General features: G+C 51.9%; 15 protein-coding genes and 1 tRNA gene. 6 read left to right on the top strand and 10 right to left on the bottom strand.

Features of this window, described 5'->3' with window-relative positions; translation table 11 throughout:
* Positions 1-608: 608 nt before the first annotated feature.
* Positions 609-929, bottom strand: a complete 321-nt coding sequence (locus ACR0ER_RS21130; protein WP_480770629.1) for a hypothetical protein — start codon at positions 927-929, stop codon at positions 609-611.
* Between the two features lie 5 nt (positions 930-934).
* Positions 935-1,408, bottom strand: a complete 474-nt coding sequence (locus ACR0ER_RS21125) for a DUF6714 family protein (protein WP_480770628.1) — start codon at positions 1,406-1,408, stop codon at positions 935-937.
* A 71-nt stretch (positions 1,409-1,479) separates the two neighbouring features.
* Between ACR0ER_RS21125 and ACR0ER_RS21120 the strand changes: the two genes are divergently transcribed.
* The gene (locus ACR0ER_RS21120; RefSeq protein WP_480770627.1) at positions 1,480-1,947 is read left to right on the top strand and encodes a hypothetical protein; all 468 of its coding nucleotides are present in this window, start codon (positions 1,480-1,482) and stop codon (positions 1,945-1,947) included.
* Positions 1,948-2,180: 233 nt separating this feature from the next.
* On the opposite strand, the gene ACR0ER_RS21115 is transcribed toward ACR0ER_RS21120, so the two are convergent.
* On the bottom strand, positions 2,181-2,603 hold the full coding sequence (locus ACR0ER_RS21115; RefSeq protein WP_480770626.1) for a nuclear transport factor 2 family protein: 423 nt from the start codon (positions 2,601-2,603) through the stop codon (positions 2,181-2,183).
* A 345-nt stretch (positions 2,604-2,948) separates the two neighbouring features.
* On the opposite strand from ACR0ER_RS21115, the gene ACR0ER_RS21110 reads away from it, so the two are divergent.
* The 3 genes from ACR0ER_RS21110 (at position 2,949) to ACR0ER_RS21100 (ending at position 5,218) form a co-directional block, all read left to right on the top strand.
* Positions 2,949-3,647 (top strand): hypothetical protein, encoded by a 699-nt coding sequence (locus tag ACR0ER_RS21110; RefSeq protein WP_480761839.1) that lies wholly within the window; start codon positions 2,949-2,951, stop codon positions 3,645-3,647.
* Between the two features lie 188 nt (positions 3,648-3,835).
* The gene (locus ACR0ER_RS21105; protein ID WP_480770625.1) at positions 3,836-4,648 is read left to right on the top strand and encodes a hypothetical protein; all 813 of its coding nucleotides are present in this window, start codon (positions 3,836-3,838) and stop codon (positions 4,646-4,648) included.
* A 165-nt stretch (positions 4,649-4,813) separates the two neighbouring features.
* Positions 4,814-5,218, top strand: coding sequence for a lipocalin-like domain-containing protein (locus ACR0ER_RS21100; RefSeq protein ID WP_480770624.1), 405 nt, complete (start codon positions 4,814-4,816; stop codon positions 5,216-5,218).
* A gap of 432 nt (positions 5,219-5,650) precedes the next feature.
* Here the strand turns inward: ACR0ER_RS21100 and ACR0ER_RS21095 are convergent, their stop codons facing one another.
* The 7 genes from ACR0ER_RS21095 to ACR0ER_RS21065 form a co-directional block, all read right to left on the bottom strand.
* A complete protein-coding gene (locus tag ACR0ER_RS21095) occupies positions 5,651-6,247 on the bottom strand; it encodes a hypothetical protein (protein WP_480770623.1) in 597 nt (198 codons plus the stop codon).
* 195 nt (positions 6,248-6,442) lie between these two features.
* Complete coding sequence (locus ACR0ER_RS21090) at positions 6,443-6,754, bottom strand: hypothetical protein (protein WP_170603678.1); 312 nt, start codon at positions 6,752-6,754, stop codon at positions 6,443-6,445.
* Complete coding sequence (locus ACR0ER_RS21085) at positions 6,751-6,906, bottom strand: hypothetical protein (RefSeq protein ID WP_170668432.1); 156 nt, start codon at positions 6,904-6,906, stop codon at positions 6,751-6,753. The genes ACR0ER_RS21090 and ACR0ER_RS21085 overlap by 4 nt, the downstream gene beginning before the upstream one ends.
* Positions 6,899-7,063, bottom strand: coding sequence for a hypothetical protein (locus ACR0ER_RS21080; RefSeq protein WP_480770622.1), 165 nt, complete (start codon positions 7,061-7,063; stop codon positions 6,899-6,901). Before ACR0ER_RS21080 ends, ACR0ER_RS21085 begins: the two co-directional genes overlap by 8 nt.
* Positions 7,056-8,114, bottom strand: a complete 1,059-nt coding sequence (locus tag ACR0ER_RS21075; RefSeq protein ID WP_480770621.1) for a hypothetical protein — start codon at positions 8,112-8,114, stop codon at positions 7,056-7,058. Before ACR0ER_RS21075 ends, ACR0ER_RS21080 begins: the two co-directional genes overlap by 8 nt.
* Positions 8,107-8,268 carry a hypothetical protein gene (locus ACR0ER_RS21070; RefSeq protein ID WP_170517544.1) on the bottom strand — a complete coding sequence of 54 codons (162 nt, stop codon included), beginning with the start codon at positions 8,266-8,268 and terminating at the stop codon, positions 8,107-8,109. Before ACR0ER_RS21070 ends, ACR0ER_RS21075 begins: the two co-directional genes overlap by 8 nt.
* A gap of 19 nt (positions 8,269-8,287) precedes the next feature.
* Positions 8,288-8,381 (bottom strand) — tRNA-OTHER (locus ACR0ER_RS21065).
* Between the two features lie 465 nt (positions 8,382-8,846).
* Between ACR0ER_RS21065 and ACR0ER_RS21060 the strand changes: the two genes are divergently transcribed.
* Both ACR0ER_RS21060 and ACR0ER_RS21055 read left to right on the top strand, forming a co-directional pair.
* On the top strand, positions 8,847-9,821 hold the full coding sequence (locus ACR0ER_RS21060) for an adenylate/guanylate cyclase domain-containing protein (RefSeq protein WP_480770620.1): 975 nt from the start codon (positions 8,847-8,849) through the stop codon (positions 9,819-9,821).
* Positions 9,822-10,085: 264 nt separating this feature from the next.
* A complete protein-coding gene (locus ACR0ER_RS21055; RefSeq protein ID WP_480770619.1) occupies positions 10,086-11,321 on the top strand; it encodes an adenylate/guanylate cyclase domain-containing protein in 1,236 nt (411 codons plus the stop codon).
* The last annotated feature ends 227 nt before the right edge of the window (positions 11,322-11,548 follow it).

The raw sequence follows: 11,548 nt of genomic DNA, 5'->3' as shown, positions 1-11,548 counted from the left end.
AGAACACGTCCTCGCCCGCGGAAATTTGCTCTTGGTTGACGACATAGAAGTTCGTTGCCGACACTTTCTCTGCAGCAGTCAGACAATGAGGTGCAATGAGAACTGCGGGGATTAGCATTGAACGCAACATGTTGTTTCCTTCGACAGTGGGGCAAAGCCAGCATGATAGAGCCTACGAAATTTATTGCTAGGAAAGGAACGCATAGCCGGACCTGAAAAGTCAGCTTCGTCCCGCATCTCAGACATTGCAAAGCTTGGTGATGAAGGTCCGCTTCGGGCTGGGACCAGCCAATCATGCTTGCTGCGGAGAACGGCAACACTGAGCCCAATTTGCCCGTTTTGATTGTTGTAAACATCCGGAGGTTATGCCGACCCTTCCGTCATCCATGTGCTCCACTCGGGTGATCGGTTTAGGGCTTTTCCGTCTGCACCCGCTGAATGTGCAATGCTGTAGGCTACAATACTTCCTTCTCAATGGAGTGGGGTAGTATGGTGTTCTACTGGTTCGAAAACAGGGAAAATTGACAAACCAACAAAATCGCAACGGTCGTATTCGTTCAGTCTAAATTGGCCCATTGGTTCTTAAGTCAAACCGTGCTGGGCAAATCTTACCAATCCTTAAAGAAAATCGCCCAAACAACAGCAATGATGACTCCGGCGCCGGCTGCGAACACCAATGCTATAGCGCTGAAGAACAAACGCGGCTGGCTGGAGCGCCGGATAATCGAAAAGTGAAATTTAATCTGGCCTCTAAGCAAACCATCTGCTGCCATCGATAAAGCAAAAAGGCCAAGAGACAGCGCACTGGATCCCCCCCATAGCCGTTGCCATTGCTCATCCTCAGTCAATGCCAACGGCAAACCGGTTACGACAAAAAGCGCTGCGAAGAGCCACATCAAATACGTAGATATCATCAAACCGGTAACCACATGCCTTATTCTATCCAGTAGTTAATCAATGCGGCTTGTGCAAATTCACCAAGATTAGGGTTGTCGCTGAAATGGTACAGAAACCTCAACACGACCTCCTTCTGTGCAGGCGTCAATTGGTTGAACTTGGACTTCCGGAACTCGTGCAGCAATTCTTTCGATGTGCCGGGGTCGAGTGCCCGAAGAATGCTTTCACTGGCATATTCCGGGCTGTCTGAATTTCGCAGAGTCCAAATCAGATACGCGGGCAAGTAGTACTGAAATGCCTTGGCGCTAAAGGCAGTGGGGGCAGCGTACCCGTAAACGATCATTTGATCGGTCATCTCATGCCATTTGACCCCGCCGTAGAATTCAAGAATATCCACGTCATCCATACATTCGGGGTGAAGAAGTTCATCATCAGCAGGTGGATCAAGGCCGTCAAATGCAGCGATGATCTGAGTTGCAAGAGCTTCCGTTGTTGTCGTTACCTTTGGCATGGTGACATATTAAACTGGCTGAAACCCCGAAATCGAGCGTGTCAGCAACAATTCGGATTCGAGTGATTGCGATGGATAACGGACAGAGGCTGTTTCAGGACATCAGTCATGAATTCCACGACAATTCCATTTATGCCTTAAAATTGATTTCGCCTGACCCAGACAACGATGACTGGGTGAGTGAGCTAAAACTCGACATTGATCACATTGAGGAGTGGATCAGGCAGGACAACGGGCATTTCAGTTTTTCCGTTTGCCAGGTCAACCTGTGTTTCGAGGGCCTTTCCGATCTGTCCGTTTCCTTTTCGATTCCGAATTCGACCGTTACACCGCTGCCAATCGACCGGATTACCCGGTCCAGAGAACCAGTTCGGATCCACGGAATGGATTATTCCGAATTTGCCTGGACCATCGGGCTGAATGACCGCCGCGGCGGTCTCATTTGCTTCCACGCTACTGGGTATCGCTTTGAAAGGGTCGGAAAACCCGTCACCTGCGAGGAACAATGTATACCCAAACATTGGCGCCTAACGCAGTAGATGCAGAAGACTGTGTGACCACCTCGGCAACGAATGCCATTAGAGCCCACCTGCCGTCTCTCTTCAATCGCAATTGGGTACGCATTTTGGCAGGAGCTACTGCGCCTGCCACAGTTGGCTGCGAGTGCATTCAGTATAGTTGGACCGAATACGGGCGCGAGTTTTCGTTTGCTAAGGATCAGCTTTGCCGCGCCTTTCAGATGCTACAATGCCCGCTTTGCGTGGCGATATCACTATGAGAAAGTACCGCCGCCCTGTCTGGCATGGTCGTCGCGGTCGAACCAAACCAACGACAACTGTATCAAGCCATTGTCGTCGAGGGTCCACTCCTCCCAGCCCAACAGGCGAACAGGAGAATTTTCACGCCTTCCGGGACCGACGAGCATACCGGTAAAGAGAGCGTGGTTCCCTGATAAACGAAAATCATGCAGCAACACGGAAGAACCAGGGAAATCGCGGAAGAACGGGGCTGCGTAATCCGAAGCAATTGCTTCCCGACCTTGTATCGCCGCGCCGGAATTGAGCCGAGCCGCCCCGTCTTCTGCGAAATGTGCTGCTACCTGTGCCGGATCGTTGGAACTCCACGCAGCAGCATACGAAGAAGCTTTCTCCAGCGCATCAGCAAACAACATTTCGGTTGCTCCTTTCTCGAACATGGCCACTCTTTGGCTTTGAGGGTGAGACCATGGACGTATCTTAGACGCGTATGTGCAATAAGTCATAGGTATCCGCGTTTTAGGCGTTCAATCCCAGCGCAGCGAAAGAGTGCTCCTCAAACCGGGCGCTCGCAGACCCAGCGGCGAAAATGTCGGACGAACCAAATTTTCTTGTTGCTGCGGAGGTAACAAAAGTCCGCCACAAAGTTTGTGCCAGCCGATATTCAGTAATCACGTGTTTGGCAGGCTTCGCTGCTGAATTCTACAAATCGTGAGCGCTATTTCATGGACCCAATCGGAGCATACTACTAGCATCAGTGATTACTCAGCAGAAGGGAGACAAACATGTCGAAGTTCACCAAAAGAACAACTGTTCATGGGGTTGCTGCACTCGTAATCTGCGGTTTCGCAACGGCCGCACAGGCGCAATCGGCAGGTGAGGAGATGTCGTTCTTCATCACTAGTGTAGGCAAGGGGGATGGTGCCAATCTAGGAGGCCTCGAAGGTGCCGATGCTCATTGCAATGCACTTGCTTCCGCGGCCGGCTCTTCGAAAACTTTTGCGGCCTATCTGAGCACCTCAATGTCCATTGATCGCAGCACTGACCCGATGACAATCACCAATGGCATTTCTGCACGCGACCGGATCGGGTCGGGTCCTTGGTATAATGCCAATGGAGAGCTTATCGCCAACAATGTTGAAGACCTGCACAGTGACGGTGTGAATATCAATCTACAGACCGCGCTTGACGAAAACGGCAACCCTGTCAATGGGCGTGGCAGTCAGCCGAACAAACATGACATTCTTACCGGCTCCGATTCCGCTGGATATTTCTCGACGGCAGGTGGTGACACGACATGCAGCAACTGGACTTCGAATAGTGAAGACGGGTCTGCGATTGTCGGACACCATGACCGTGTAGGTCTCAACGATGCTCGAAACATGTTGTCCTGGAACTCATCGCACGGCTCGCGCGGTTGCGGGGAGGAACATCTGCCACGTTCTGGCGGGGCGGGCCTGTTTTATTGCTTCGCAACTGACTGATCAGGCGGCATTGGAGCGCGTGTCAGCAATATTGCACCTGGTATTGCTAAGTTAGTTTTTAGGGTCACGTTCTGGAAACGGTTTTTGGGCAGCAAAGCCCGATTGCCGTTTAGACCTGTGGCCGGCACCGAATTAGGAGATTCGCAATTTCTATCGACAGTTTCGCGGACACTGAGATTGGAAGACACTTGACCGACGCTGCACGTCGTTGTCGCATGGTTTTCTTTACCGGACTACCAGCATCTGGAAAGTCGTTCCTGTTGCGTCAGCAGATATCCATTGCGATCTCCTTGGGACGTCGTGTGCATATCATGCGTTGGGACACGGGGCTCGCGGTGTTTCAGACCGAAGACATACTCGCGAGTTATCCAGATGTTTCAGATGGAACTCATCCGTTGGTACGAAGGGCCGCTGGATTGTGGGGGCGGAGAGCCCTGGCGCGATGGCTGGTAGAGAATACCGACCCCACAGACATGATTGTCGGTGAAGTCCCTATCATCGGAAACAGGTTTTCCGAGTTCATCCAGGTGCGGCCGGATCAGGTTGAACCAACCTTAGCATCCGAGGAAACCACATTCATCTATCCTGTTCCCACAAAAAGCTTGCGTGCCGATCTCGAAGCCATCCGAAGGTCAACGTTTGCGAACCCAAAACATCCTGATGAGGCTAGAGATGCGCCTCCACCGACAATGGAACTGGCCTGGCGCCTAACATGCGCCAAGGCTGTTGAATTGGGCTTAGTCTCTAAGGTTGACACCCATTCTCCGTATGAGGAGGCGATCTATGTCCGATTTTTTGAGCACCTGCTGCAACACCGAAACGCCGTCAGAATTGCGGTCGATACGATTTATTCAGATGCCGGGTCAGCCCATGACCTGAATGCGAACATCTTGGAACTCAGTGCAAGCCCAAACGAAGTGCAACGTGCTGTCGCAGAGGTAGAGGCTGCTTTCACAGTCCAGGAAGTTGTCCGAGACGTCGAAAACTGGTATCAGGTGTAGTCCCGGGCAAAAGTCAGCTCCATTGGTATACCCGAAACCGATAAGGTTGGTTGCGAAGGTCCAAATTGGGCTGCGAGCGGCCAATGATGCTGACCGCAGGTAGCGGCAGTTCTAAGTTCAACCAGCCGTTGCCGGGCAGCCATTTGCTGGGTTAGCCTTGTCAGTATGAGCGCGAACGTTTCGATCATCGGGACATGGGTATTGAAGAGTTTCGTCGCGGAGTTTGACGACGGCTCCACTCTCCAACCCTATGGCGACAACCCGCAAGGCCGCATCGTCTACGCGGGCGATGGGTTCATGTCGGCTCACTTATGGAACCCCGACACCCATGTTGAGGGAACCACCTCACGTGACTACCCCAGTTACTTCTCGTACTGCGGTGATTGGTCAACTGAAGGCGAAGTCGTTCGGCACCGAGTTCATGCTTCGACCGAAGCATCTTGGGCTGGGCAGGACAAATTGCTAACCATGGCGTCAATTGGCGAGCTCTTGGAATTGACGGCGGAAGAGGTCGTCTTCGGGGGAAAGGAAGGAAGGGGTATTTTGGTTTGGGAACGCCTTAAGAATTAGCCGACAGCGGCAATCGGCCAACGATCACTTCGTTCGCAACTAGGGAGTTGAAAAGTCTAGTTTCGAGTGTCGGCTTTGGGCTGCGTGCGGCCAATCATGCTAACAGCAGACAACGATGGCACCGAGCCCAATTCAGTCGTTTACAGCAGACAACATGATTTCCTGAACGTCGCGCATGTCCTAGTGAATGGCTTGGTGCAAAACTGAAAAGCGTGATTGTGAATGCCTGCTTCAGGCTGGTTGCGGTCAACCATGCTCATCGTAGAGACTGGTAGTACATGGTTCCGCAGAGCAGTGTTGGCGAAATGCTTGTCCGGGGCGCTTTGGTTCCTAGCAGGAGAGGCGCTTAGAAGAAGCGCGCACTACTACAACGACAGTCGCCATATAAGACTTCGTATGTAAAATATTGGGTAATGGCGGCAGGTAACTGTACTAGCGGTCTGGGTCTGTATCGAGTTTGCCCCAGAGATCATCAACCAGATCTGAGAAGCCATCATTCGAGGTCCCCTTGGGCAGTAGACCAGCTCTTCGCCGGCGTTCGATCTCGGCCAGTAGTTCCTCCTCTGTAGCTGTTTCAACCACATCACATCGAAGAGCTTCAATCTCGTCCGCTGTCCACGACTCAAATTTGTCAGCGTAGAAGCCCAGGGAATACGGCTCGTCATCAGAAATCTGTTTGATCACAGCATTCCAATCGTCATTCTGGTTCGATGCCTTTTCGATCCTCTCGTCTGGTTCGCGAATGGACTCACGGATCAACGGCAGCAGCTTTGCCTGAGCGCTTTCTTCACCAGCACCAGTCCCTGCAAGCCAAAGGTCTGCGATCTTGCGAACAAGCGACCAAACAGTTTGATTTCGTGGGTGGTCTTCGATTCTGCCGCCAAGGCCTCGTTCTTCAACACCGAGCTGTTCAGATGCCCTCTCATTCATGCGGATATCGTAATTAGACACGTCAGCCAGATCTGAAGCGTTCTCAGCCACAGCTCGGGCGACCTCTTGATCACCAACATAGACAACCATCTTCAACATCCCGCTACCTCTTCCTTCGCCGGTTCATCACTCGGTCCAGGCGGCTGTAGTCCAGATCTCGCATTATCCTTTGAACTCGCTCTGGATCGACTTCGCGATCTTTTCCAGCAGTGTGGACGATGTGTCTGACGTAGATCGTCAACGCGACAATGATCACGGCGGATAAGATCAAGCTGATATGCTCCGCCCCCATCACTAAGTCTTCTTCCTTGGGTCTTCGATCCCGAGGTCGTCGAACACGTTGCCGCTACCATCAGTGATCTCGACATCATCGTCGTCAGTCACTAGATCCCAGGTGTTCTCTTTGACCCATTCATCCCGCCATTTGGGCGCATCGGCCGGACGCTGTGCAAAATCGGCGATTTGCTCGAAAATCATTTTGCGCAATGCAAGCCAGACCTCCGGACCTTCTTTGCGACGAGCTTGCAACTCTGCGATCAAGTCATCCAGAGGAACATCCTGTAACGGGCGCCCGAAGATCTCGTCTTCTGAAAAATCATCTGTCATCGCTCAACATCCTCGACACTGATCGTCAAGACTAAGATCTTGTTTGGTTTTACAGTGATCTCTTTTCCTTCAATCTCTCGAAGTTTGCCGTTCACCAAAGTCTCGCAGACTACGAAAATTGGGATTTCCTCTTCTGTAGTCTTGTCACTCATCTGGCTTACCCTTCGGATCAGGCACCTTTCGCGACCGGATCTCATCCGAGGTAATCGGCTTGGTTAGTTTTGCTCGACCGGCCGCAATTTCAACCTCCCGAAGTCTAAGCAAACGCAAGGTTTGTTCATCCAGCTCAACGTCGTCGTCATCACCCATCAGACTTCTCCCGAGTACAGTAACAGTGAGAACAGAGTACTTGAGACCCGTCGGCTGTCCGAACGATGTCACCAACGTGGCCACACTCTTCACACGTCACACCGCATCGAAATTCCATCCAGACAGCGTACTCCTGAATGAGATCGTGGTATCGATTGAAACCGATGCAAATCTTGCCATCCTGGCCTTTCTTAATGTCCGAAATCTGAATAGTTCCAGGGTCCAGTGCCCTGAAATCCTGACTGAAGGAAAGCTTGTGGAGTGCTTGCGAAATCAAGACGAGCCAGCCCTTTCCGACAGCAGGAACAAGATATGTGCAATCCCGAGAAACGAGGTCTGGATAGTTTTCCACAATGTCCAGCCTCAGGCTGTCGGGCCAGGATTCTTCGGCGCCCTCAAATCGCCGCCGCAGAGCATCGTTGTAGCACCAGCTGCAAAGTGTCGTCACATACCCAAGGATGTTCTGGCGTTGGGCAGAATTAGAACAACCTTCACAAGTTTGCTCAATCTGATCGACACGCCATTGAATCTCTTCAATCGTAGCCTGGTTGCAGCCCGGGCCCTCATAGACGCGCAAGCCTCCCCATTTCTGTTTGATCTGAACGATGGACGGGCGTTCATCGCCAAACAGCTCGGGCTGCTCGTCGATCAACCTCTTCACTTTCTCAAGTGCAAGCGTAAGCTGCTCCGCCCACCCGGCACGATGCTCACCAAGCTGCTTAAAGACGCTTCCATGAATATCATTCCAGTCGACAACACTGCTCATCACTGACCTCCGGGCCCGCGCCTCATTGAGATCGTGTAAAACCTCCGCCATAGCAGTCATCATACGGTCGACCACTTCGAGGTCATCACACTCGACATGCAGACCCTCGGTCGACCATGTTACGTCAGAGACGTGCGGAGCTGGGTAGTTGTGCGCCATCACCAACCGCATCTCCTCGCTGTACCAGACGTCAAAAGATCGGAGATCATCTGGCGCTCCATGGTCCTCGATCACACCTCGGACCTTTTCCCGGAATTCCTTCCAGCTCTTTTCGACATCATCCATCAGTCACATTCTCCAGAACTTGGTCTTGTTGAGATGGAAGACCCCTCTCGAGATCTGGCAAGCCGGACCAGCCTTCGGGTGTGCGTCCGAGGCTCTCCTCGACCGATTGTTTGATGTCTTTGAAATCAATTGCGTTCGTGACGTCGCCCGCCATGTCGGACACCTCCTGAGGATGGTAGGAGGCGTCGGAATCGAACCGACACGTGCACTCTAATCTGGAGCAATTACAAGGATATAAGCCTCGCCCGCATACCAATGCTGCCTCCCACGGATTTCGCGTGGGTTATCTACCTCAGGCCGATATTCGATGGCAGTGGATGCGTGTGTACGTCATGACCGCAAGCTGAACCAGTTCGCATAGCCATGTCAAGACGGCGCTTGCTGCACTTCGAGTTTCACCGCGTAGTTCTGGGAACCTTCTAGCTTAGCGTGTGCCCGATACACTCATGCATCTTATTTTGCGGGTCAGTACAGCGTCGAGTAGCTCTCCGACAGCGAAACGATTCGATACCCTGTGATCCGGACTCGAACTCAGAAACTCCGTCGATAGTTCGCTCTGAACCGACGTGCGTCTTTTGATCTGCGTCTTATGCGCTCCGTTCTGGAGAAATACAAAAGTCTTGATCTGACCAAACCTCAGCGGCAGCATTGACCTGCATATTTCGAAAAATGGAGATACCGGTTGCAAAACCTTGCAAGTTTCAATCCATTTAGCGTCTCGAGTCATTTGTGATGATACGTTCCTCACCTGAATTGCTGGCAGTTTCGAGGCGTTGGTATGAAATACTCAGAACCAAGAAGAATACTGACGAGTTGCAGGATTTTCTGTCGAAAGCAGATGAACTAAGGTTCGTTGGGACAGGCGAAGGTGAGTTTTGGAGCGGGCAAGCAGTTCGCGATGGGGTTAGCGGATTTTTTGCGGAGATCCCGGCACCCGTCGTTTTTGAAGAAATTGAAGCGGAAGCCTTCGAAAACGGAGAAACGGGATGGTCGTCTTTTGTCCATAAGATTCAGTTTGTCGGCTTTGATGAAGCCGTCTTTTACCGCACCGTCCTAATTTTTGTCCTGGAGGGAGCGGGCTGGAAGATCATCAATCGCCACGCTTCAGTGCCCACTCCAAATATTGAACTCGTGGGTAAAGAGCAGCTGGCCATCCAAAAACTGGTTGATGCTGCGCGCGAAGATGGACCCGAGCTGAACCAAACCGAAGGTTTGGCTTCGGTACTTTTCACTGATGTGGAGGGCAGCACAACGTTGGCGGAGGCGTTGGGCGATCAGCGTTGGTCGGTGCTGATCGAAAACCACTTCCAAGTCTTGGCGGCGATCATTGAAAAGTATCATGGCCAGTTCGTGAAATCCCTTGGAGACGGAACGTTGTCCGTCTTTCAGTCCGCGAAGGAAGCGCTAACGGCCGCTGTCAAGATTCAGAAGGCCATTGCATCGGTATCCGAGGAGCCATCTTTCGGTGTTCGGATTGGGATTCACACTGGTGATGTCGTGCAATCTCGTGGAGATTTTTTCGGTACTGTGGTTAACAAAGCGTCACGCATTACGACCGTTGGTGCGGCAGGCGAGATACTCGTTTCAGATGCGACGCGTGCCATGGTCGGAGGGCGAACCGATTTCTCATTTTCTGAAATAGAACCCAGACTTCTGAAAGGTCTACGCGGTCACCACGTCTTGTATCGTTTGGATTGGCAAGATTGAGTATTTCGGTTGCCTCAACGCCGACAGATCACACAGATACCCCGCAGAGCTCAGTCGCAAAAGTCTTGCGGTACGCGCTACAGCTCACATCGCCAGCAATTCCTGATGAATTGCGACCATTGCCCGGGTGTCGTGCGTGCGATACGCCACAAGATCAGCATATACCTTAGGGCTGCAAGCGCAGAGGGAGAATTGAATTTGATGTGTCCTTGAAGTGAATTAGACTAAGAGCCAATTGTTCAGATAGCTCATTAAGAGGACATCATGGCAGCTCCTTTAGTCCAAAACTGGGAACTGACTGCCGCCATCCAGGACATAGCAGATTGGCTGGTTCAACAGGGCTTAGAGAATGCGCCTGTGGAGCTCTGGCTTGAAGCATTTTGCAACCGTCTTGTTTCGGCAGGAATTCCGCTTCAAAGAGCAAACATCACTGTTCGCGCTCATCATCCCGAGATTGGGACTGTCGCTTTTCGCTGGCACAGGGATGGCGGTCATGAGCGAGAGAACTTTGTCCGAAGAACGGATGCGCCTGAGGAATACGTTCTAAGCCCAATTTATTATCTTTTGGCAAACAACGTTGAAGAGATCAGACAAGATCTGACAGTCGAAGAACCCGCGCTCAACTTTCCGATCTTCGACGAACTTCGTGAGCGCGGTGCAACTGACTACTTCGCTGTTAAACGGTTTTTCCTTATTCAGGACAATACTACGCCAGTCGATCCAATGCAGGCCTATGAAGGTGCCATAATCTCATTGACAACCGACGCGAACGGGGGCTTCACAAGCGAGCAACTTGATGGTTTGCGTCAACTGATATCTCCACTTTGCCTGACGCTGAAATGTGGGGCGAACCGATTGATGGCTGAAGACATTACAGCCGCATATCTGGGCAAAGATGCCAGTAGGCGCGTTCTTTCCGGGGACATCACCCGAGGTTCATCGGAAACTATTTCAGCGGTGATTTGGTATTTTGACCTGCAAGGATTTACCAAATTGTCAGAGGCGCTTCCGGGGGGCTCAATCATAGAATTGCTAAACGACTACTTCGCGGAAGCTGTTGACGTAGTCGAACGCAATGGCGGTAACGTTCTGAAATTCATGGGAGATGGAATGCTTGCCATCTTCGACATCAATCAAGTTCCGGACGCTCGCCGCGTCGCAATTCACGCGGCCGCGGAGTTGCGAAATACCTTTGAGGAACTCAACCAACGGCGGCAAGCTGATGGTTTGCCAACGACCGGCTTCACTCTCTCGTTGCACGCAGGCGATGTTCTTTACGGCAATATTGGCGGTAGGTCTCGCTTGGATTTCACAGTGGTCGGCCCAGCGGTAAATACAACTTCGCGCATTTTAGGCATGTGCAGCGCGCTTGATCAGAACATTGTGGTTTCCGATAAGGTGGCGGGTGACTTGGTGGGCTCCATTCCAAGTCTTGTTTCCCTGGGGCAATACAGATTGCGCGGTGTTGCTGAAAGACAGGAGCTGTTCACGATAGACTAACTGCCGCTATTTGGAAGCTGCCGCAATGGGGTGTTGACCTGCGTCAAAGCAAAGGTAGCCGGATTGCTACTAGGTTGGTTTGCACATGGAACAGAACTGTTGGATCAAGCACCCGCGAAGAGCGGCATTCTTGGTCATAGTGATTGCATTGTCAGGGTGCACGGGCAGGCACCACCAAGGCAATTGGCATGGCCACGGCTTAGAAGGTTGCTATGGACCTCACCACG

This window comes from Ruegeria sp. CH8 (assembly GCF_056536985.1).
This window is presented reverse-complemented; position numbering and strand designations above follow the sequence as displayed.

Excerpts from the sequence above, each read along its gene's own strand:
- ACR0ER_RS21125 (WP_480770628.1), bottom strand. The coding sequence starts at position 1,408 with ATGCCAAAGGTAACGACAACAACGGAAGCTCTTGCAACTCAGATCATC.
- ACR0ER_RS21120 (WP_480770627.1), top strand. The coding sequence starts at position 1,480 with ATGGATAACGGACAGAGGCTGTTTCAGGACATCAGTCATGAATTCCAC.
- ACR0ER_RS21115 (WP_480770626.1), bottom strand. The coding sequence starts at position 2,603 with ATGTTCGAGAAAGGAGCAACCGAAATGTTGTTTGCTGATGCGCTGGAG.
- ACR0ER_RS21110 (WP_480761839.1), top strand. The coding sequence starts at position 2,949 with ATGTCGAAGTTCACCAAAAGAACAACTGTTCATGGGGTTGCTGCACTC.
- ACR0ER_RS21100 (WP_480770624.1), top strand. The coding sequence starts at position 4,814 with ATGAGCGCGAACGTTTCGATCATCGGGACATGGGTATTGAAGAGTTTC.
- ACR0ER_RS21095 (WP_480770623.1), bottom strand. The coding sequence starts at position 6,247 with ATGTTGAAGATGGTTGTCTATGTTGGTGATCAAGAGGTCGCCCGAGCT.
- ACR0ER_RS21090 (WP_170603678.1), bottom strand. The coding sequence starts at position 6,754 with ATGACAGATGATTTTTCAGAAGACGAGATCTTCGGGCGCCCGTTACAG.
- ACR0ER_RS21085 (WP_170668432.1), bottom strand. The coding sequence starts at position 6,906 with ATGAGTGACAAGACTACAGAAGAGGAAATCCCAATTTTCGTAGTCTGC.
- ACR0ER_RS21080 (WP_480770622.1), bottom strand. The coding sequence starts at position 7,063 with ATGGGTGATGACGACGACGTTGAGCTGGATGAACAAACCTTGCGTTTG.
- ACR0ER_RS21075 (WP_480770621.1), bottom strand. The coding sequence starts at position 8,114 with ATGGATGATGTCGAAAAGAGCTGGAAGGAATTCCGGGAAAAGGTCCGA.
- ACR0ER_RS21070 (WP_170517544.1), bottom strand. The coding sequence starts at position 8,268 with ATGGCGGGCGACGTCACGAACGCAATTGATTTCAAAGACATCAAACAA.
- ACR0ER_RS21060 (WP_480770620.1), top strand. The coding sequence starts at position 8,847 with ATGATACGTTCCTCACCTGAATTGCTGGCAGTTTCGAGGCGTTGGTAT.
- ACR0ER_RS21055 (WP_480770619.1), top strand. The coding sequence starts at position 10,086 with ATGGCAGCTCCTTTAGTCCAAAACTGGGAACTGACTGCCGCCATCCAG.